This window comes from Halothece sp. PCC 7418 (assembly GCF_000317635.1).
Classification (GTDB): Bacteria; Cyanobacteriota; Cyanobacteriia; order Cyanobacteriales; family Rubidibacteraceae; genus Halothece.
This window is the reverse complement of sequence record NC_019779.1, coordinates 3,352,891-3,374,135: the sequence shown is the minus strand read 5'-3', so window position 1 is coordinate 3,374,135 and position 21,245 is coordinate 3,352,891. Positions and strand designations below refer to the sequence as shown.

15 protein-coding genes, 2 tRNA genes, 2 rRNA genes and 1 pseudogene are annotated in these 21,245 nt (G+C 44.9%); 14 read left to right on the top strand and 6 right to left on the bottom strand.

From position 1 onward, the window contains the following. The first annotated feature begins 52 nt into the window (after positions 1 to 52). The 4 genes from PCC7418_RS15400 to rrf all read left to right on the top strand — a co-directional run bounded on the left by PCC7418_RS15400 (position 53) and on the right by rrf (position 3,338). Positions 53 to 126: transfer RNA gene (locus tag PCC7418_RS15400), tRNA-Ile, on the top strand. Between the two features lie 4 nt (positions 127 to 130). Continuing rightward, positions 131 to 203 (top strand) — tRNA-Ala (locus PCC7418_RS15395). A gap of 130 nt (positions 204 to 333) precedes the next feature. Continuing rightward, a 23S ribosomal RNA gene (locus tag PCC7418_RS15390) occupies positions 334 to 3,156 on the top strand. Positions 3,157 to 3,221: 65 nt separating this feature from the next. Next, positions 3,222 to 3,338 (top strand): 5S ribosomal RNA (gene rrf, locus PCC7418_RS15385). Positions 3,339 to 3,390: 52 nt separating this feature from the next. Here the strand turns inward: rrf and PCC7418_RS15380 are convergent. Next, a complete protein-coding gene (locus tag PCC7418_RS15380) occupies positions 3,391 to 4,911 on the bottom strand; it encodes a UbiD family decarboxylase (RefSeq protein WP_015227111.1) in 1,521 nt (506 codons plus the stop codon). Positions 4,912 to 5,022: 111 nt separating this feature from the next. On the opposite strand from PCC7418_RS15380, the gene PCC7418_RS15375 reads away from it, so the two are divergent. From PCC7418_RS15375 to PCC7418_RS21400, 7 genes and pseudogenes are all read left to right on the top strand, one after another. Next, positions 5,023 to 6,336 carry a hypothetical protein gene (locus tag PCC7418_RS15375; protein ID WP_041596288.1) on the top strand — a complete coding sequence of 438 codons (1,314 nt, stop codon included), beginning with the start codon at positions 5,023 to 5,025 and terminating at the stop codon, positions 6,334 to 6,336. A gap of 184 nt (positions 6,337 to 6,520) precedes the next feature. Continuing rightward, on the top strand, positions 6,521 to 8,554 hold the full coding sequence (locus tag PCC7418_RS15370; protein ID WP_015227109.1) for a thioredoxin domain-containing protein: 2,034 nt from the start codon (positions 6,521 to 6,523) through the stop codon (positions 8,552 to 8,554). Positions 8,555 to 8,660: 106 nt separating this feature from the next. Next, a complete protein-coding gene (locus PCC7418_RS15365; protein ID WP_015227108.1) occupies positions 8,661 to 9,215 on the top strand; it encodes a YqeG family HAD IIIA-type phosphatase in 555 nt (184 codons plus the stop codon). A gap of 181 nt (positions 9,216 to 9,396) precedes the next feature. Then, positions 9,397 to 10,509 carry a glutamate 5-kinase gene (proB, locus tag PCC7418_RS15360; protein WP_015227107.1) on the top strand — a complete coding sequence of 371 codons (1,113 nt, stop codon included), beginning with the start codon at positions 9,397 to 9,399 and terminating at the stop codon, positions 10,507 to 10,509. A 193-nt stretch (positions 10,510 to 10,702) separates the two neighbouring features. Then, entirely contained in the window at positions 10,703 to 12,151 is a 1,449-nt protein-coding gene (gene leuC / locus PCC7418_RS15355) for a 3-isopropylmalate dehydratase large subunit (protein ID WP_015227106.1), read from the top strand. 120 nt (positions 12,152 to 12,271) lie between these two features. Beyond that, a complete protein-coding gene (gene leuD / locus PCC7418_RS15350; RefSeq protein ID WP_015227105.1) occupies positions 12,272 to 12,889 on the top strand; it encodes a 3-isopropylmalate dehydratase small subunit in 618 nt (205 codons plus the stop codon). A 329-nt stretch (positions 12,890 to 13,218) separates the two neighbouring features. Continuing rightward, a pseudogene (locus PCC7418_RS21400) lies at positions 13,219 to 14,512 on the top strand (RNA-guided endonuclease InsQ/TnpB family protein). Positions 14,513 to 14,659: 147 nt separating this feature from the next. Here the strand turns inward: PCC7418_RS21400 and PCC7418_RS21185 are convergent. Beyond that, positions 14,660 to 14,785, bottom strand: a complete 126-nt coding sequence (locus tag PCC7418_RS21185) for a hypothetical protein (RefSeq protein ID WP_255348265.1) — start codon at positions 14,783 to 14,785, stop codon at positions 14,660 to 14,662. After that, on the bottom strand, positions 14,778 to 15,860 hold the full coding sequence (locus PCC7418_RS15340; protein WP_015227104.1) for a GTP-binding protein: 1,083 nt from the start codon (positions 15,858 to 15,860) through the stop codon (positions 14,778 to 14,780). The genes PCC7418_RS21185 and PCC7418_RS15340 overlap by 8 nt, the downstream gene beginning before the upstream one ends. Positions 15,861 to 15,921: 61 nt before the next feature. On the opposite strand from PCC7418_RS15340, the gene cysS reads away from it, so the two are divergent. Both cysS and PCC7418_RS15330 read left to right on the top strand, forming a co-directional pair. Further along, positions 15,922 to 17,376: a cysteine--tRNA ligase gene (cysS, locus tag PCC7418_RS15335; protein ID WP_015227103.1), complete on the top strand. Its 1,455-nt coding sequence runs from the start codon at positions 15,922 to 15,924 to the stop codon at positions 17,374 to 17,376. A gap of 101 nt (positions 17,377 to 17,477) precedes the next feature. Beyond that, a complete protein-coding gene (locus PCC7418_RS15330) occupies positions 17,478 to 17,987 on the top strand; it encodes a hypothetical protein (RefSeq protein WP_015227102.1) in 510 nt (169 codons plus the stop codon). A gap of 25 nt (positions 17,988 to 18,012) precedes the next feature. Here PCC7418_RS15330 and PCC7418_RS15325 read toward each other — a convergent pair whose 3' ends face one another. Genes PCC7418_RS15325 through PCC7418_RS15315 form a run of 3 tightly spaced genes read right to left on the bottom strand, consistent with a single transcriptional unit; the run spans position 18,013 to position 20,127 of the window. Continuing rightward, entirely contained in the window at positions 18,013 to 18,402 is a 390-nt protein-coding gene (locus tag PCC7418_RS15325) for a hypothetical protein (RefSeq protein ID WP_216086647.1), read from the bottom strand. After that, positions 18,402 to 18,938, bottom strand: coding sequence for a Ycf51 family protein (locus PCC7418_RS15320; protein ID WP_015227100.1), 537 nt, complete (start codon positions 18,936 to 18,938; stop codon positions 18,402 to 18,404). Before PCC7418_RS15320 ends, PCC7418_RS15325 begins: the two co-directional genes overlap by 1 nt. Positions 18,939 to 18,975: 37 nt before the next feature. Further along, positions 18,976 to 20,127: an FtsW/RodA/SpoVE family cell cycle protein gene (locus PCC7418_RS15315; protein WP_015227099.1), complete on the bottom strand. Its 1,152-nt coding sequence runs from the start codon at positions 20,125 to 20,127 to the stop codon at positions 18,976 to 18,978. Positions 20,128 to 20,314: 187 nt separating this feature from the next. Between PCC7418_RS15315 and PCC7418_RS15310 the strand changes: the two genes are divergently transcribed. After that, a complete protein-coding gene (locus PCC7418_RS15310) occupies positions 20,315 to 21,184 on the top strand; it encodes a DMT family transporter (RefSeq protein ID WP_015227098.1) in 870 nt (289 codons plus the stop codon). Positions 21,185 to 21,245: the final 61 nt, after the last annotated feature.

Here is a 21,245-nt window from a genome sequence, read left to right as displayed (position 1 = left end):
CCCAAGGTCGGTCGTGGGAGAGAAGGCTTTTCCACCTAGGTTTGGGGAACCTGGGCTATTAGCTCAGCTGGTTAGAGCGCACCCCTGATAAGGGTGAGGTCCCTGGTTCAAGTCCAGGATAGCCCATCAGGGGGGTATAGCTCAGTTGGTAGAGCACCTGCCTTGCACGCAGGGAGTCAGCGGTTCGAGTCCGCTTACCTCCATCTCCAGAAGAGGAGAAAGCCCAGAGAAAACTAAGAATCAGCACCGTTAGAGCCCCTAACGACTGCTGGACTCTTAGTCCAGACCAGAACCTTGAAAACTGCATAGTCACCAAAGAAAGTCAAAGACCGAGGTCAAGCTACAAAGAGCTAACGGAAGAGCCCTCGGCACACAGAGGCGAAGAAGGACGTGGTAACCGACGAAACGCTGCGGGGAGCTGGAAACAAGCATTGAGCCGTAGGTATCCGAATGGGGAAACCCCAAGCACGACCCACTGAATCAATAGGTGGGAACGAGCGAACGCGGTGAACTGAAACATCTCAGTAGCCGTAGGAAAAGAAAACAAAAGTGATTCTCCCAGTAGCGGCGAGCGAAAGGGGAAGAGCCTAAACCAGTCCCTGCGGGGATTGGGGTTGTGGGACAGCAAAACCCGACTCAAAGCGTTAAACGAAGCAACTGAAAACTGCACCAGAGAAGGTAAAAGTCCTGTAGTTGACAACGCAGAGAGCGGAGCTGAATCCCGAGTAGCCCGGGGCACGTGGAACCCCGAGTGAATCAGCCAGGACCACCTGGTAAGGCTAAATACTCCTGTGTGACCGATAGCGAACCAGTACCGCGAGGGAAAGGTGAAAAGAACCCCGGCGAGGGGAGTGAAAAAGAACGTGAAACCGTTAGCTTACAAGCAGTGGGAGGACGATTCAACGTCTGACCGCGTGCCTGTTGAAGAATGAGCCGGCGAGTAATTAGACTGTGGCCGGTTAAGCTGTCTTAGCAGCGAAGCCCAAGCGAAAGCGAGTCCGAACAGGGCGCTAGTCACAGGTAATTGACCCGAACCCGGGTGAACTAACCATGGCCAGGAGGAAGCTTGGGTAGTACCAAGTGGAAGTCCGAACCGACCAACGTTGAAAAGTTGGCGGATGAGCTGTGGTTAGCGGTGAAATGCCAATCGAACTCGGAGCTATCTGGTTCTCCCCGAAATGCGTTTAGGCGCAGCAGCGAGGATAAGCCACTGGGGGTAAAGCACTGTTTCGCTGCGGGCTGCGAAAGCGGTACCAAAGCGAGACAAACTCAGAATACCAGTGGGGAACTCGCCAGTGAGACGGTGGGGGATAAGCTTCATCGTCAAGAGGGAAACAGCCCAGACCACCAGCTAAGGTCCCGAAATGATGACTCAGTGAGAAAGGAGGTAGGAACGCCGAGACAACCAGGAGGTTTGCCTAGAAGCAGCCACCCTTAAAAGAGTGCGTAATAGCTCACTGGTCAAGCGTTCCCGCGCCGAAAATGAACGGGGCTAAGTCATCTACCGAAGCTGTGGACAGTATTGGACTGTGGTAGGGGAGCGTTCTATCAAGGGAGAAGCACTAGCGGTAAGCAGGTGTGGACGAGATAGAAGTGAGAATGTCGGCTTGAGTAGCGAAAACTTTGGTAAGAATCCAAAGCCCCGAAACCCTAAGGGTTCCTCCGGAAGGCTCGTCCGCGGAGGGTTAGTCGGGACCTAAGGCGAGGCCGATTGGCGTAGTCGATGGACATTGGGTCAACAATCCCAAACTACTGAGTGGGAGCAGCGTCGGGACGCGTGAGGATAGGTGATGCCCTGAATGGATTGGGAGGGAGTTACGACTCCCGTATCACTGAAAGTAGTGCCAAGAAAAGCGATTGTTGTGAAGAAAGCCAGTACCCGTACCCGAAACCGACACAGGTAGGGAGGTTGAGAATACCAAGGGGCGCGAGAAAACTCTCTCTAAGGAACTCGGCAAAATCACCCCGTAACTTCGGGAGAAGGGGTACCAGCGAGAGCTGGTCGCAGTGACCAGGCCCAGGCGACTGTTTACCAAAACACAGGTCTCTGCCAACTCGAAAGAGGAAGTATAGGGGCTGACGCCTGCCCAGTGCTGGAAGGTTAAGGAAGTGGGTTAGCCCTGCGGGGCGAAGCTAGCGACCGAAGCCCCAGTGAACGGCGGCCGTAACTATAACGGTCCTAAGGTAGCGAAATTCCTTGTCGGGTAAGTTCCGACCCGCACGAAAGGCGTAACGATCTGGGCGCTGTCTCGGAGAGAGACTCGGCGAAATAGGACTGTCTGTGAAGATACGGACTACCTACACCAGGACAGAAAGACCCCATGAAGCTTTACTGTAACCTGAAGTGGGGTTCGGGCTGAGCTTGCGCAGGATAGGTGGGAGGCGAAGAAGGTTTCCTCGTGGGGAAACCAGAGCCATCGGTGAGATACCACTCTGGTTCAGCTAGAATTCTAACCTTAACCCGTGAACCGGGGAAGGGACAGCTGCAGGCGGGCAGTTTGACTGGGGCGGTCGCCTCCAAAAAGGTAACGGAGGCGCGCCAAGGTTCCCTCAGGCTGGTTGGAAATCAGCCGTAGAGTGCAAAGGCAGAAGGGAGCTTGACTGCAAGAGTGACAACTCGAGCAGGGACGAAAGTCGGCCTTAGTGATCCGACGGCACTGAGTGGAAAGGCCGTCGCTCAACGGATAAAAGTTACTCTGGGGATAACAGGCTGATCTCCCCCAAGAGTTCACATCGACGGGGAGGTTTGGCACCTCGATGTCGGCTCATCGCAACCTGGGGCTGAAGTCGGTCCCAAGGGTTGGGCTGTTCGCCCATTAAAGCGGTACGCGAGCTGGGTTCAGAACGTCGTGAGACAGTTCGGTCCATATCCGGTGTAGGCGCAAGAGCATTGAGAGGAGCCTTCCTTAGTACGAGAGGACCGGGAAGGACGCACCGCTGGTGTACCTGTTATCGTGCCCACGGTAAACGCAGGGTAGCCAAGTGCGGAGTGGATAACCGCTGAAAGCATCTAAGTGGGAAGCCCACCTCAAGATGAGTGCTCTCATTCTGGTAAGGAAGTAAGGTCACAGGAAGAACACCTGTTTGCTCGGCGCTAGGTGGAAGTCTGGCAACAGATGAAGCCGAGGCGTGCGAACCGACCGAGGGCTTGACCTCAAACTTTGGTGACTTGCAGTCTTGAGGGTTCTGCCCTGACGGGACAATCAGAACTGAAAGGCTTTCCTGGTGCTCAAGGCGCGGTGGAACCACCCCGACCCATCCCGAACTCGGTGGTGAAACGCTGCAGCGGCGAAGATACTTGACGGGTCACTGTCTGGAAAAATAGCTCGGTGCCAGGTTCATGATTAGCACTCCCCTTTTTTTGAGGGGAGTTTGCTTTTTTAAAGTAAATTATTTTTTAGATTGAGACATATCATAACCAAATAAGTTGGCATTCACTTCTTCCAAGCTAATATCAGCGAGTCCATACTCTTCCCAACGCTGATCCACTGTTTTTGCCATATCAGGATCTGACTCTAACGGTTCGCCCCATTCATGATCCGTTTCTGGTGGAATTTTCGTTGTGGCATCAATGCCCATTCTCCCCCCTAAGCCAATTTTTTCACTGGCAAAATCTAAACTATCAAAAGGCGTTTCTGGGAGGATAAACACATCTCGCGAGGGGTCAACTTTAGAGGAAATTGCCCAAACCACTTCTCTGGGATCGCGAATATTAATGTCATTATCAACCACAATCACAAATTTTGTATAAGTAAATTGCGGTAGGGCACTCCAAAACGCCATTGCAGACCGTTTCGCTTGTCCAGGATATGCCTTCTTAATGGAGATAATGGCAGCTTTATAGCTTAATGCTTCCATTGGGAGGAAGAAGTCAGTAATTTCAGAAACGGTGGCGCGTAAAATCGGGGTATAAATGCGATTCAGCGCGATCGCGAGGAGGGCTTCTTCTTTGGGAGGACGACCGCTAAACGTGGTCAGATAAACGGGATTTTTGCGATGGGTGACGCATTGGAAGCGAATCAGGGGAGAATCTTCCACACCGCCGTAATACCCCATGTGGTCGCCAAAAGGACCATCTGGTAGAACTTCTCCTGGGGTGATTGTTCCTTCTAGAACAAATTCGGAATCGGCAGGAACTTGTAAGTCAACAGTTTTGCAGTTGGCTAATTTTACCCCAGATCCGCCATAGAGTCCAGCGAAAAGCCACTCGGAGAGGTCAACTGGAATCGGTGTGGCTGCTGCCATAATAATTAACGGATCAACTCCCAGCGCGATCGCGATTTCTAATTTTTTCCCTTGTTCTGCTGCTTTCCGTAAATGTCTCGCCCCGCCTCGTACCGATAACCAATGCACGGTCATGGTATTTTTAGACTGGAGTTGTAAGCGATAAACCCCAACATTGGGCGTTCCTGTTTCGACATCTTTGGTAATGACCAAACCCAGTGTAATAATTTTCCCAGCATCCCCCGGATAGGGACGCAGCAACGGTAACTGCGTTAAATCGACTTCTTCTCCTTTTTCTACCACTTCTTGACAGGGTGGGAAAAAGTCGCGTCCTGGCTTTGCTTTCGCTACATCCAACAATAATTTTCCAAACTCAACCGCTTGCGAAATCTTTTTCGGGGGTTTGGGTTGTTGTAGCATCCCCAGTTTAATCCCTAAGGCTTCTAACTCTTGGGGATCTTCCATGTTCATCGCCCAGCACACCCGTTCTAATGTTCCCATCAAGTTGATGGCGACGGGGTAAGATGCTCCTTTAACATTTTCAAAGAGGAGGGCGGGTCCTCCTGCTTTTAACATTCGATTGGCGATCTCTGTAATTTCTAATTCAGGATCGACAGGAACTGTGATGCGTCGCAGTTGTCCTCGATCTTCTACTTGCTTGATAAACTCTCTTAAATCTCGCGCCATGATCCACAATTATATTTTGCTCTTTTCCTATGATAATCTTAAGAATTTATGGATTGTCTAAATTGTCTTTTCTTTTCTCTCCAGTTTGAACCGTTTGAATAATTTAATGTGATGCTACAATGTCCTCAATGCTATAGTAAAAATTATCGTAAAAATGGACGAGTCCGAGGAAAGCAACGTTACCTTTGTAAGGATTGTGGACGACAATTTGTAGAACCACAAACGGATCAGCAATCACTGCAATATGGGATGAGTCTGATGCTTTTAGATTTAGAAAATCTAAAACTAGACCCTTTAGCAGAAAGCTATTTAAAAAATCTTGCAGATTATCCTTTACAAATCAAACTCGCTTTTGCTAACTGGAGTGAAAAAGCGGTTCTTAAACAGGATCTTGAATTGTATGAACGGGGATATTTTTTAGTTCATGTTCCTGTTGGAAAAAACAGTGCTGATGCCAGAATGATGACTTTAGGATCAGCGATTCGGATTCATTATCCGCGAGTACAAGAAGTATTTGTTTGTTCTTCCGATTGGTTACTCACTAATTTATGTAATGAACTCCTCAGCCAAAATTTGAAGGTGTGGCGTGTGCGTCGCCAAAATAAAATCTTAGAAATTGAAAATCGTAACACTGGAGAAACTTATGCCTATTCTTTAGATTTAAATCAAGAAATTCCTGATCCGAAAGTATTATTGAGTAAACTAGAACAGCTAATTGAACAAGAAAAGAATTTAATTACAGATAAGATTCAAGAACTCTCTCAAATCGAAGCGTTATTAAACACCCGAAAAGACTTTAATGAAAAAACGCTGAATTCTCATATTAATGATTTGGATCTTGCTGATTTTCTTACTAATAATGATCAGGTTTTGAGTGCAAAAACAAAAATTGTCTGTGCCGAAGATTTAGAAGGCGCGATCGCGCTCGTTATTGAAGATTTGCAAGTGAATTTTCCCAAAAAGAAAGTGACTCCTTCTACAATCTCTAACCGTTTCAAAGCTCGCTTTCAAGTCACCGTCAATCAACTGATAAGAGAGTTAAGTCTAGGGAAAAAAATTACTGAATTTTTAGAAGAGCGTCCCCATCTCTTTACCGTTCACCCGAAAACCAAGAAAGTTTCGACAGTTTTTGAAAGTCAAAAAACAACTCTGACTCAAACGATCACCTCTTCTCAGTCAATTAAAAAACGCGAGGAATTAAAGAAAATCTTAGTTGAACTGGTTGAATCTTGTCTCAAGGAAAGCGGAAAAAAATCGATTCCTGTAACCACCTTAGGAACAGCTTTTAAAGACTATTATGGGGATTCAGTTTCGACAGTGATGAAAGAAATTAAGGTAACAGGAACATTTACAAAATTTCTTGAATCCTGTGAAGAGTTTAAGGTCAAAAAGTCAGGGAAAGTCTATCACGTAACCACAAATTAGTTGTTGTTTGATTTGTTCGGTGATGTTATAGCGTTTCCTGATCGGTTGAGGTACAGAAGTGATTGGTTATCAGTGACCAAAGAACAAAAATCAAAAAGAGTTTAAGGGAGGAAAAGGCTTAAAGCCTTGGATTGCTTGACTCCAGTATGCCACACTGAGAATTGATGCACTCTGAGCAAATAGAATGACCAACCGTCTTGCTGAAACCGAAAGCCTCTATCTTCGTAAACACGCTGAAAACCCCATTGATTGGTGGTATTGGTGTCCCGAAGCACTGGAAAAAGCAAAAACGGAAGATAAACCGATTTTCCTCTCCGTGGGTTATTCCAGTTGTCACTGGTGTACCGTCATGGAAGGGGAAGCCTTTTCTGACAGCGCGATCGCGCAATATTTGAATGATAACTTTGTTCCCATCAAAGTGGATCGCGAAGAACGTCCCGATCTCGATAGCATCTATATGCAGGCGTTACAAATGATGACGGGACAAGGCGGTTGGCCCCTGAATATTTTTTTAACACCCGATGATCGCGTTCCCTTTTACGGTGGGACTTATTTTCCCATTGAACCCCGTTTTGGTCGTCCTGGTTTTTTAGACATTCTCAAAGCGATTCGCCGATTTTATGACCAAGAAAAAGAAAAACTTAATACTTTCAAAAGTGAAGTGATGGGCTTACTCCAACAGTCCGCCACGCTTCCCGAAACACAAACGAATCTCAATTCTGATTTATTAACCAAAGGAATCGAAACCGGTGTGGGAATTACTAGCCATCGGGGAACACCTCCCAGTTTTCCCATGATTCCTTATGCACAACTCGCTTTACGGGGAACCCGATTTAATTACGAATCGCGCTATGATGCGAAAGATGTTGCTCAACAGCGAGGCTATGATCTGGCTCTCGGCGGAATTTATGATCATGTGGGTGGGGGTTTCCATCGCTATACGGTTGATGGGACATGGACAGTTCCCCACTTTGAAAAAATGCTCTATGATAATGGGCAAATCGTGGAGTATTTAGCGAACTTGTGGAGTAGCGGGGTTGAAGAACCTGCATTTAAAAGCGCGATCGCGCAGACGGTAGAATGGTTACAACGGGAAATGACTGCACCCGAAGGCTATTTCTACGCTTCTCAAGATGCCGATAGCTTTACCACCTCCGAAGCCGACGAACCCGAAGAAGGGGCGTTTTATGTCTGGTCTGATCGCGAACTGGAAACCCTTCTCACCGCAGAAGAATTACAAGCCCTGCAATCGGAATTTACTGTCACCGCAGAGGGCAATTTTGAAGGCAGTAACGTCTTACAACGGCAAAATGGGGGCAATTTATCAAATGAAGCAAAAAACGCCCTGAAAAAGCTATTTAACGCCCGTTATGGCAATTCTTCCATTGCTACCTTTCCCCCAGCGACAAATAACAGCGAAGCCAAAACAACCGCTTGGGAAGGGCGTATTCCTCCCGTGACCGATACCAAAATGATCACCGCTTGGAATAGCTTAATGATTTCTGGTTTAGCAAGGGCGTATGCGGTATTTGGTGAAAAAACTTATTGGGACTGTGCGGTTAAAGCAACAAACTTTATTTGGGAAAATCAATGGGTAGAAGGACGCTTTCATCGCCTCAACTATAACGGGAAAGCAACCGTTTCCGCACAATCAGAAGATTATGCCCTTTTTATTAAAGCACTCCTCGATCTCCATGCTTGTCATCCTGAACAACCGCAATGGTTAGACCAAGCCGTTCAACTCCAAGCCGAGTTTGATGAATATCTCTGGAGTGTGGAAACTGGGGGTTATTTTAATACCGCAAACGATAACAGTAACGATTTAATTGTACGAGAACGAACTTATATTGATAATGCCACACCCGCAGCGAATGGGGTTGCGGTTGCTAATCTCGTTCAACTTTTTGAAATCACCGAACAAACTGATTATCTCGCCAGTGCAGAAAAAACACTCAACGCCTTTAGCAGTATTATGGAGAAGTCTCCCCAGGCTTGTCCAGGATTATTTTCGGGTTTGGATTGGTATTTGCATGGGACTTTAGTTCGTTCGACTTCCGAACAATTACAAGCCCTAATGAATCAATATTTACCCACTTGTACCTATCGTGTTGAAACGAGTTTACCCGACAGCGCGATCGCGCTTGTTTGTAAAGGCTTGACCTGTTTAGAACCCGCAACCGATACTAATCAAATGATCGAACAAATCAGGAATCAGTGATCAGTGACCAGTGACCAGTGAACAGTGACCAATGACCAATGACCAATGACCAGTGACCAGTGACCAGTGACCAATGACCAATGACCAATGACGAATAACAAAATTAATGTGGACTGATTTATTACAACCGAGTTTAGTGCTAGGAAAACCTGTGGTTCATCTTAGTGCTGATATCCTCCAAGAACATCAATTAGAAGGTTTAATTCTTGATGTGGATGAAACCTTAGTTCCCTTAAGATCTCGTCAAGCCTCCGATGAATTAATTAATTGGGTAGAAGAAATTCGCCAAGTCGCTAAAATTTGGCTGGTGAGTAATAACCTCAGTGAAAATCGCATTGGCGGGATTGCAAAATCTTTAGACCTTCCCTATATTTTGGGCGCAAGAAAACCGTCTCGAAAACGGTTGCGAGAAGCAGCAGAAGGAATGCAGTTACCTGTCGATCAAATTGCCATGGTCGGCGATCGCGTTTTTACCGATGTTTTAGCAGGAAATCGTTTACAAATGTTTACAATATTAGTAGAACCGATGGTTGACCCCGCAGTTGTAGATCGCAGTTATCCCATCCGACGTTTGGAAGCGCAAATTTCTCGTTGGTTAGGAGTCAGCATCAAAGATAAAAGTCAAGGTTCGTCCCACGCTAACAAACCTTCATCTAGCTAAATCTAAAAAAAACATAAAGAAATAAATAGTAATAAAAAGAGATATGTAAATATAAGAATCGATACAAATGGGGTCAGCCAATATAAAGACCCTAAACATATTGAAACTTGATAAAGTTAGGGCAGTTATCCGCGAGATCAGGGTAATTGCCCTAATTGTTTGAAATCCTTCCTCATCCACTATGCCTCAAACCATCGTTGTTAAAATTGGCACGTCCAGTGTGACCCAACCGCAAACGGCTTCTCTTGCTATCGCCAATATTGCAGCACTTGCCGAAACCCTGACTGAACTCCGTATGCAAGAGATGAGGGTGATTTTAGTCTCATCGGGGGCAACTGGGGTCGGTTGTGAACGATTAAACTTAAAAGAGCGTCCGCGAACGATCTCCTTAAATCAAGCCGTAGCAGCAGTCGGGCAAGGAAGACTAATCCGAATCTATGATGATCTGTTTTCCACATTACGGCAACCGATCGCGCAAGTATTACTGACGCGACAAGAATTAATTCAACGGACTTCTTACGTCAATATTTACAATACATTTCAATCTCTCCTTGATTTAGGGGTGATTCCCATTGTCAACGAAAACGATACCGTTGCGGTGGAAGAATTAAACTTCGGCGATAATGACACCATGTCCGCACTGGTCGCGAGTTTAGTGGAAGCAGACTATTTATTTTTGCTAACTGATGTGGATCGACTGTATTCGGCAGATCCGCGAGAAAACCCAGAAGCACAACCAATTAAAAAAGTAGTCACGCGAGAAGAATTAGAAGAATTGCAAAGTAAAGCGGGGAAAAGTGGCTCACAATGGGGAACTGGTGGCATGGTCACCAAATTAGACGCTGCTCGGATTGCCACAGGCGCAGGGGTCAAAACCATTATTACCAATGGACGACGACCTCAAGATATTCATCAGATTTTAGCGGGTGAACCCATTGGCACACAATTTGAAGCCCAACCGCGAGGGGAAAATGCCCGTAAACGGTGGATTGCTTATAGTTTAGTCCCTGTTGGCAAATTATACTTGGATGATGGAGCAGTGAAAGCCATACGCGATCGGGGTAAATCTCTCCTTGCAGCAGGAATCACAAAAGTCGAAGGGGATTTTCAAGCGGGAGAAGCCGTCGCCCTCTGTGATACCGAAGGAAAAGAAATCGCCCGTGGGTTAGTCAGTTACAGCAGCAGTGAATTACAACAAATTCAAGGTTATCAGTCTCAAGAAATTCCGACCATTCTCGGTTATGCGACCGCAGAAACCGTTGTCCATCGCGATGATATGGTGTCTGTTTTGTAGAAGAAAGTTATCGTTTCAGAACTTCTTAAATCTTTCTGTGCCGAAACGCACCAAATTTGGCAAAATAGTCTCTAATAGCAATTCTTGAATGATGAAGTCGCAATTTGTCTTGATTAAGGCAATAGGCAAGAGGGCTGTGAACAGTTAGACAGTAACCAAAGTCAATCAGTTTGTACTTCAATCTACATAGAAAATGCTATATCACTCTCTTGAAATGAACCAATCCTCTCCTCAAATGAGCAACCCCCAAACTCTCTTCGATAAAATTTGGAATCAGCATTTAGTGGATCAACAAGATGATGGTACTTGTCTGCTCTACATCGACCGTCATTTAATCCACGAAGTCACCAGTCCCCAAGCCTTTGAAGGATTACGCTTAGCAAACCGTACTCCCCGCCAGCCCCAAGCAGCCCTCGCCGTAGCCGATCACAATGTTCCCACCTCAGATCGCTCAGAAGGTATTAAAGAACCGCAAAGTCGCCTGCAAGTGGAAACCCTCGAACGTAACGCTGAAGAAGTAGGGATTCCGCTATTTCGCATGAGTGATGAACGCCAAGGGATTGTCCATATTATCGGCCCCGAACAAGGCTTAACCCAACCTGGAATGACGATTGTTTGTGGGGATAGCCATACCTCTACTCATGGCGCATTTGGTGCGCTTGCCTTTGGGATTGGAACATCGGAAGTAGAGCACGTTCTCGCCACCCAAACCCTACAAGCGAGAAAACCTAAAAATATGAGAATTACCGTAGAAGGGTCACTTCCTTTGGGGGTAACGGCAAAAGATATTATTCTCGCCATTATCGGTAAAATTGGCACGGCTGGCGGAACGGGTCATGTCATCGAATATGCGGGAGAAGCCATCCACAGCCTCAGTATGGAAGGACGGATGACGATCTGCAATATGTCCATTGAAGCGGGAGCGCGGGCGGGATTAATTGCCCCTGATGAAACTACATTTAATTACATCAAAGGTCGTCCTTTAGCTCCCCAAGGGGAAAATTGGGAAAAAGCGGTTGCTTACTGGCAATCTTTACCGTCTGATGAAGGGGCAACTTATGACAAGGAAGTCACCTTAAAAGCCAGTGAAATTATCCCCCAAGTTACATGGGGAACGAGCCCGCAAGATGTGTTACCGATTACAGAAAGCGTCCCTGATCCCGATGATTTCAGCGATTTCAATCGTCAGCAAGCGGTAAAACGGGCGTTAGAGTATATGGGACTAACCCCTGGAACGAAACTCACTGAGATTCCTGTCAATACCGTGTTTATCGGGTCTTGTACTAATGGACGCATCGAAGACTTACGGGAAGTGGCGAAAGTTGCAGAAGGACGCAAAGTTGCTGATGGCGTTTATGCGATGATTGTTCCAGGTTCTGGCTTAGTGAAACATCAAGCGGAAGAAGAAGGCTTAGATATTATTTTCAAGCAAGCGGGTTTTGATTGGCGCGAACCGGGTTGTTCCATGTGTTTAGCGATGAATGCGGATCAACTTAAACCAGGGGAACGTTGTGCTTCTACCTCGAATCGCAATTTTGAAGGGCGACAAGGAAGAGGCGGACGCACCCATTTAGTTAGTCCAGCGATGGCTGCTGCTGCTGCGGTGACTGGGACATTAACCGATGTCCGAAAATTAGATTAACAACCGTAACCAGTGACCAGTGACCAGTGACCAGTGACCAGTTACCAGTTACCAGTTACCAAAGAACAAAGAACAAAGAACAAAGAACAAAGAACAACGAACAAAGAACAAAGAACGAAAATGGATCAATTTACAACCTTAACGGGCATTGCTGCGCCTTTACCGATGATGAATGTTGACACGGATATGATTATTCCGAAACAACATCTTAAAACCATTAAACGGACAGGGTTAGGCAAGGTTTTATTTGATGAGTTGCGCTTTCAACAAAGTGGAGAGGAAATCCCCAATTTTGTCCTCAATCAAACGCCTTATCGTGAGGCAAAAATTTTAATTGCTGGGGATAATTTTGGCTGTGGGTCATCTCGGGAACACGCGCCATGGGCTTTACTTGATTTTGGGATTCGCTGTGTGATTGCGCCCAGTTTTGCCGATATCTTTTTTAATAACTGTTTTAAAAATGGCATTCTCCCGATCGCGCTAGAACAGACGGAAGTGGATACGTTAATGGAAGATGCAAAAAATCCAGAAACAGCAACGATGACCGTTGATTTAACCGCACAAGTGATTCATCGGCATAATGAGGAAACGGTTCCTTTTACCGTGGATGAGTTTCGGAAACACTGTTTACTCAATGGCTTAGATGATATTAGCCTAACCTTGCAAAAAGCAGATCAAATTGCAGCGTTTGAACAGCAACAACGGGAATCTCTCCCTTGGTTATGGGCAAATCGTTAAAAGAAGTTCGGAAAAAGGATGATTGAGGATGTCTCAGAAGGGGTTAACCGCAATCTTACAGAAATTCAGTCAGAAAGCCCTCGATTTGAAATCGAGGGCTGAATGACACAAACAAGGCTTTAGCCTTCTGTGTCCTTGTAATTCGGCATTTCTAAAGTATCAATCCAGTCCTCTACTAGCTGAGTCATTGTTTTTCTTTTATGTCTTGCATATAGTCTCAACTTTTCAAGTCTCCCTACTTCTATCCGAATGGAAAATTGTTCTTTTTTCATATCTTGTCAATGACTTGATTTATGTTATAATAATTTTACCATTATTTTAGAACGCCTATGTATGGATGTCAGCAAAATCGAATTAAACCAAGCTCTGAGGTCATTCCCATATTAGAACATATTTGCTATACGGCTAATAATCTAACAAATTGTGGAATCTATTATGCCCGTCAAACTTTCTTTAATGAAGGTCGGATCATTGGAAAATATGAACCAGAAGAAGTCCTAAAACAACAAGTTAACTTCAAAGCCCTCTACTCTCAATGCGCTCAACAGGTTCTTAGAAGCGTCGCAGAATCTTTTAAGTCTTATAAGAGTTTGAAGAAAGCCTTTTTTAAGGGAGAAATTAGTCACCATCCTAAACTTCCCAATTATAGAAATAAAGGAGGAATGGCGGTTGCTCCTTATCCTAAACAAAATTTAACTCTGAAGAACGGTCAAGTTAGAATTCCTTTAGGGAAAACAATTAAAGCGTGGTTTGGTCGATCAGAGTTTTTTGTTTCTTTCCCTTCTAACCTAGAATGGAAAAACATTAAAGAGTTAAGAATCCTCCCTCGAAACCGAGAGTTCTATGTGGAATGGGTTTATGAAAGACCTGAAGTCAAAACCACAGTTAATTCCACCGAAGCACTAGGGGTTGATCCAGGCTTGGATAATTGGTTAACTTGTGTTTCCACCATTGGAGAGTCTTTCATCATTGATGGGAGAAAACTTAAATCTCGAATGGCAGAACTATAACCGTCGAGTGTCTTCTCTTAAGGAGGGAAAACCTCAAGGTTATTGGGACTTTGAGTTAGCTAGAATCACTGAAAAACGAAACCGTCAAGTCCGAGATGCTGTAAACAAGGCAGCAAAGATGGTGATTAACTATTGCCTTAACAAAGATATAGGGGTTATCGTTTTCGGTTGGAATAAAGGTCAGCGTCAAGGAGTCAATATAGGGAAGAAAAACAATCAAAACTTTGTTCAGATTCCCACAGCTAAGTTAAAGAATCGGATTCAACAATTAGCAGAGGAAAATGGAATTGAGTTTGTAGAAACTGAGGAATCCTACACTTCCAAGTCGAGCTATCTGGATCGTGATTTGCTACCGACCTTCGGTGAGAAACCCGAAAGGTGCGCCCCCACAGGAAAGCGAGTAACGAGAGGATGCTATCAAGATTCAAAAGGAAGAATTGTAAATGCCGATGCAAACGCAGCAGCAAACATCCTCCGAAAAGTAGAGATACAGCTAGGATTAGTCCTAGCCAAGGTCTGTAGAGCAGCTTTGACTCTGCCATCCAGACTGTACATCTGGAACTCTAAGAGAAAGAGCGGAGCAACGAGGTTTTTAAGAGGGGCTGTGTGCTGAATTCATTTCAGCACCCTGAAAGCCCCGTCCCGTTGCGAAGCCACCTCTTAGAATCCTCGTCTCTTGTTTAGCGAGGAGAAGTCAAAAGATTTGGTTCGCAAGGTGAAGAGATTTAGAGCGGTTGGTGTTAGCTCGTGCCATCCAGTATCACAGAGAAAATCGAGTGTTAGTTAATGGCAAAAAAACAATTATTTTTGAGTAACCGAGGGCGCGATCGCGCTGTGTTTTTAACGAGATAGAGCGCGATCGCGTGCCTAAAAATCCTTTAGCCAAACCCTTTTCCGCGTGTAGAAGATGTTTTAGCTAAACAGTCTTCTAATTGTTTTTGGAGTTTCTCTGTATCCAGATTTTGACCAATTAACACCAGTTGATTGCTAGGTTCACCTTTCCACTCATCATCCTCAATGGAAAAGCGTTTTCCACTAAGATGGAAAATATGACGCTGTTCGCTTTCTTCAAACCAGAGAATCCCTTTGGCGCGAAAGACATTTTCGGGTAAGTCATTATCGAGAAAAGACTGAAACTTCCGAATCGAGAAAGCGCGATCGCTGCGAAATGATAAAGAATTAAACCCATCATTTTCTAAGTGGTGGGAATGATGATGATGGTGGTCATGGTCATGATCGTGATGATCGTGGTCGTGGTGGTGATCATGATGATGGTGATCGTGATGATCATCCCCTTGGAAATAGCGATCCGACTCAAACAAGCCCACACTCAACACCAAAGGAAGGGGAACCTCTGCATTTTTAGTGCGAATAAATCTCGCCCCTTCTTTAATTTCCCGAATGCGGTTTTCTAAAGTTTCTACCTCGGCTTCCGAAACCAGATCCGTTTTATTCAAGAGAATAATATCGCCATAAGAAATCTGGCTATAAGCAGCTTCACTGTTAAATAAATCCAAGCTAAAGTTGGCACAATCCACCACCGTCACAATGGAATCTAAACGAGTCATATCCCGTAATTCTGACCCGAGAAACGTTAACGCAACGGGTAACGGATCCGCTAAGCCTGTGGTTTCCACTACTAAATAATCAATTTTTTCTTCCCGTTCTAAAACCTTATAAACCGCTTCTGCTAAGTCGGTGTTAATGGTGCAGCAAATACAACCATTATTCAACTCCACCATACTGTCATCACTTTGGATAATGAGCTCATTATCAATGCCAATTTCTCCAAACTCATTCACTAAAACCGCGGTTTTCAGACCTTGATTATTACTTAAAATATGATTGAGTAGGGTTGTCTTGCCACTGCCGAGAAAACCTGTGATGATAGTGACAGGTAAACCTAACTTGGGCGCGTCCATCTGTTCTGTAGCGTTACTCTGCGGATTTACGGTTGCCATAATACACTTGAAACACGATAACGTATAACTTCATCTTTACCTATTATTGCTTAACTGCGCTATGACCTTAACCGTTTTCAACAGCCTCACCCATCGCCAAGAACCCTTTACCCCCATTGCAGCAGGTAAAATTCGGATGTATTGCTGTGGCATTACTGTTTATGATTATTGCCATTTAGGTCATGGACGCACCTGTTTAGTGTGGGATGTAGTGCGACGTTATTTAAAGTGGCGCGGTTATGATGTGCAGTATGTCCAGAACTTTACCGATATTGACGATAAGATTCTCAAACGCGCCCAAGATGAAGGCGTGACTATGGAAAACGTTTCGGAACGTTTCATTGCAGCCTATTTTGAAGATATGGACCGTTTAGGCGTGCAGAAAGCCGATGCTTATCCCCGCGCTACTCATACCCTCGATGGCATTCAACGACTGGTTTCACAATTAGAAAGTAAAGGTTATGCTTACCCTGCGAATGGGGATGTTTATTATTCCGTGCGGAAGTTTCCAGAATATGGCAAACTCTCAGGACGAAAACTAGAAGACTTAAAAGCAGGTGCGAGTGGTCGCGTAGAAGAAACCGATCCTGATGCTGCAAAGAAACGCGATCCCTTTGATTTTGCCCTCTGGAAGGCTGCAAAACCCGATGAACCCGCTTATCCCTCACCCTGGGGAGAAGGTCGTCCAGGCTGGCATATTGAATGTTCTGCAATGGTAAAAGAACAACTTGGAGATACCATTGATATTCATGTCGGTGGCGGTGACTTGATGTTTCCTCACCATGAAAACGAAATCGCCCAGTCGGAAGCTGCAAACGGACATCCCCTCGCCAATTATTGGTTACATAATGGCATGGTAAAGATTGACGGGGAAAAAATGTCGAAGTCTCTCGGGAATTTTATTACGCTGCGTGACTTGTTAGATAAAGTTGAACCGATGGTGGTGCGGTTGTTTATTTTGCAAGCCCATTATCGTAAACCCCTTGATTTTACCGATGAAGGGTTAGACGCTGCGAGAAATGGTTGGAAAACCTTAAAAGAAGGCTTACTGTTCAAAGATCATTACGGTCAACAATTAGGTTGGGACAAAAACCCACCGCAGCAGAGTGATGAACAGATTCAGCAACGCTTTGCGGAAATTGTTGATGATGATTTTAATTTTGCGGGTGGGTTAGCCATTTTATTTGAACTGGCTAAAGAGTTACGGAAAGAAGGCAATTTACTGGTTCATCAAGGAAAAACTGAAGCTACTGCGGATGAATTAGCGGTGAAATGGCATACGCTTTCTGAGTTAGCCAATGTGTTTGGGTTGATTCCTGATGAAGAAGAAACCAGCACTCCCCTTGAGGAGGAGGGAACACTGAGTGATGAGGAAATTGAATCTCTTCTTGAACAGCGTGCAGCAGCCCGTAAAGCCAAGAACTTTGCAGAAGCGGATCGGATTCGAGATGAACTGCAAGATCACGGCATTAATTTAATTGACCAACCAGGCGGAAAAACTCGTTGGCATCGCTAAACCAGCAATCAATTAGGACTGAGGCAAGTGCCAAATTGCCTCTCCTGTAAAGTGAGGCTGTTGTACCATGAAAGGCACTGCTATACGCAATAGTCAATTCGATGGCTAAACAGCAAATCAACTTTCGCATCGATCAAGGGCTATTACAAGCGATTAAAGATCGCGCCCAGAAAGAAGGCCTCCCTTATACTCAGTGGATCAGAAACGCTTGTCTCTCACAGCTAGCCGTTGATCCCGTGATTACTTTTGATGAAGAAGAAATGGATGTTTATGCTCCCACTGCTATACATTATAGCGAAAGCAATATACAGTATAGTGCTACTACTTTACAGGACGATCTACAAGATTGGGAACAAACCGAAAGCGAGCATCATACCATTGCGATCGAGGACACGCTCCCGAAAGCTCCAGAAACTCTGCCTCCAGAAGAAAGCTCTCTCCAAACGCAGATTAACCATCTCAGCAATCGTTTGCGTTGGGAAAGTCGGTATCGTCACGCTTTAGAAACTCAGGTTTATTACCTGAAAACGATGCTAGTGGAGACAGTCACTGAGCTAGAAGCAAAAATAGCATGGATTGAGCAGCGATCCCAAGAAAGGGATCAAGAGTGAGGGCCAACGTTAAAAAATCGATCGGTTAGGCATCGCTGCTGAGTTCTTTTTGCAAGGTTGGTGGAGGCTGACTCGGTTCAAACAGATAGCTGGTATGACTGCCATTGGGATATAAAAACGTACAGACCACGGACACTTCAGGATTATACTTGACAATCATGTCTTGAATTCCCGCCTCTTTCCAATCACTCAGCATCAGAGGAATCAGACTGATGGGCTTGTACATTAATTGCCAATCTTCGAGAGTTGTTCCTTCATTTTCGAGTTGTCGTAACAAAACCAATGTTCCTTTTTCTTGGAACTCACAGTAACGCTTATAAGCAACTGCGCCCAAATAATCAGCATTGGCTTCAATAATGGCAAGTTGCTGTTGTTTTGATTCTAATTGCTCGGCCATCGCTTCTTTGATTGTCACTAATTCACTTGTGGGGTTGGCTCGTTGCTAGTTTCAGGAAGTTGAGCAAAATTAGAGGAGAATACTTCCAGATTTAAGTCGCTTTCTTCTCTTTGTTGAGAAAGGGGTCGCTGGACTTTCCCTAAATATAAAGGCTTAGAAACCCCTTCTTCGGGATGAATCACTGTCCGCGCTCGGATCGTCAGTTGATTATCGGCAGTTCCTAAACGCCCGTAGGAATACAGATCGGAACTTGCTTTACGCAGCGTTGCTTCCACTTCCGACTCAGTGACCGTCTGTGGCAGTTTAATTACCACCTGTGAACCGCCATTGTCATAAACGACTGAAAAGGGCACAGCCCCCGGGACATCAGTATAGCTAAATAATCCCAAAGATAAACCAAACAGTCCAGCAGTGAGAACACCCATAAAGCCAGTAATGCCTACTAAACGGAATCGGAATCCCCAGTTAAATATAAATGCAATTAGGGTAAAAACAAAAACAACAGCAGTGAGAATAGCTGACCACTTGATATAAACGGCAAAATCGGTGTTCATTATCGAAACTTAGTTATTGATTGTCCATCCTCTATTATTAACGTGACGACGCTGGAAACTCAACCACATTACTAAAACCATTTTCGATCGCGACCCTGACTAATAATCCTGCTAAAAATAAACTGGCTAACATTGAATTTCCGCCATAACTGAATAAGGGAAAGGGTAAACCGGTTGTGGGGAGAGACCCTGTTGCCACGCCAATATTAATCAAAGATTGTCCCACCAAAAAGATTACAGCCCCCATTGCAATTAAACGTTGGACAGCTTCTTGCGCTTGGTTGGCAACAATTACGCCCACTGTCATGAAACTTGTAATTAAACTCAATAAAACAACACACCCCACAAACCCAAATTCTTCTGCGAAAACAGCAAAAATAAAATCTGTGTATTGGATGGGCAGATAAAATAATTTTTGTTGGGAGAGTCCTAACCCTGTTCCCCAAACGCCTCCAGAACCAATCGCCAGTAAACTCTGCACCAATTGAAAGCCATCTCCTTGTGCTTGTGACCAAGGATCAAGGAAAGAAGTCACCCGCCGGCGTTGGTAATCTTGCAAGCTAATACTCAGGGTTGCTAAACCCACTCCACTGGCTGCAACTATCGCTAAATATCGCCAGCGAATCATTCCTGCTAGTGCCATTAACCATAAACTCATCCCACACAAAGCAGTGTTACTCAAGTTCGGTTGAATCAAAATTCCCAATAAAACAGCACCAAATATTCCAAGCCAAACCACTCGCCATAGGTTACTCAAACGATACCAGCCACCAAAGACAATCGCCCCTTGCAAAACAAGAAAGGGTTTAATCAGTTCTGAGGGTTGTAGTAATAGGGGACCGACATCAATCCAACGTTTCGCACCATAAACTTCAACCCCAACCAATCGAGTGGCAAAAATGAGGGAAAGGAGAATAAAAACTGCATAGGGGGCGATTTTCAAGATCTGAGTGAGGGGGCTGCGTGTAACCCAATTGAAGAGAAGGAGTCCCAGATATGCCCAGATCACTTGCCGTTGGAAGTAGAATAAACCATCACCGTGTTTAGCATTAGCAACCGCGTAAGAGGCAGAAAATAATACCACTAAACCAATCAGAAGCCAGAGAAGCGTTAACCAACGCAGTAAACGAGCTTGCCTTCCCCAACTTGCGATTTCAGGATTATAAAAGGGAATCAAATACTTCCACACAAGAGCTTGCTCCTATTCAACAGCTTGAGCCAATCTTATATCAAATGGAGAACAGAATGAACAATGAAAGATGAATCATGAAGAAATATAGCCCGACGCGCTGGGGAAAGGTAAGCCATGAGTTAATTTTATCAATTCCAAATAACAAAGAACCCAGAACGAATAACAAATAACAAATAACAAGTGTATGATTTATTTTCAGTTAACGATGATGGCATTTATTTGGGGAGGAACATTTATTGCAGGGCGCATTGTGGGGGAAAGTGTAGGGGCATTTAGTGCTGCTTTAACCCGTTTCACGATTGCTAGCGTTTGTTTGTGGTTCGTTACCCAGAAGTGGGAAGGAAAACTACCGGCTTTAAGGCGAGAACAATGGTTTCCTGTGCTGATGCTGGGATTATCGGGAGTCTTTTTCTATAATGTTTTCTTCTTTTTAGGATTGCAAACGGTTCAGGCGAGTCGTGCTGCATTAATTGTGGCTTTAAATCCGATCGCGATCGCGCTGGCTTCTGCGATTGTCTTCAAAGATCAACTCTCTCCCCTGAAATTATTTGGAATTACTCTCTCTCTTTTCGGTGCAACCCTTGTCATCAGTGAAGGAAACCCAGCGATTCTTCTCTCACAAGGCTTAAAGTTAGGAGACCTTTTTCTCATTGGTTGTTTATTCAGTTGGGCCCTATACACCATTGTTGGCAAACAAGTCATGAACACTTTATCGCCAGTGGTCACAGTCACTTATGCTTGTATTGTTGGTGCAGTGCTACTCTTACCGTTTGGCTTATGGGAAGGGTATCAAAATGATTGGTTGATTCCCTCACCACAAGCCTTCATCGCTTTAGCTTATCTCGGTGTATTCGGTTCAGCGTTAGGATTTTGTTGGTACTATATCGGCATCCAACGCATCGGTGCATCTCAAGCAGCAGTCTTTATTAATTTTGTTCCTATTGCAGCAACAATTTTGGGAGCGTTAATTTTATCCGAACCCATTACCTCAGCGTTAGTCACTGGTGGTGGTTTAGTGATTACTGGGGTTATTTGTACCAACCGCGCGGGTTAAAACTAGCGATTATTTTCAGAAGGAGGAAGCACACCTGACCATGCTTTTTGACTGTAAACTT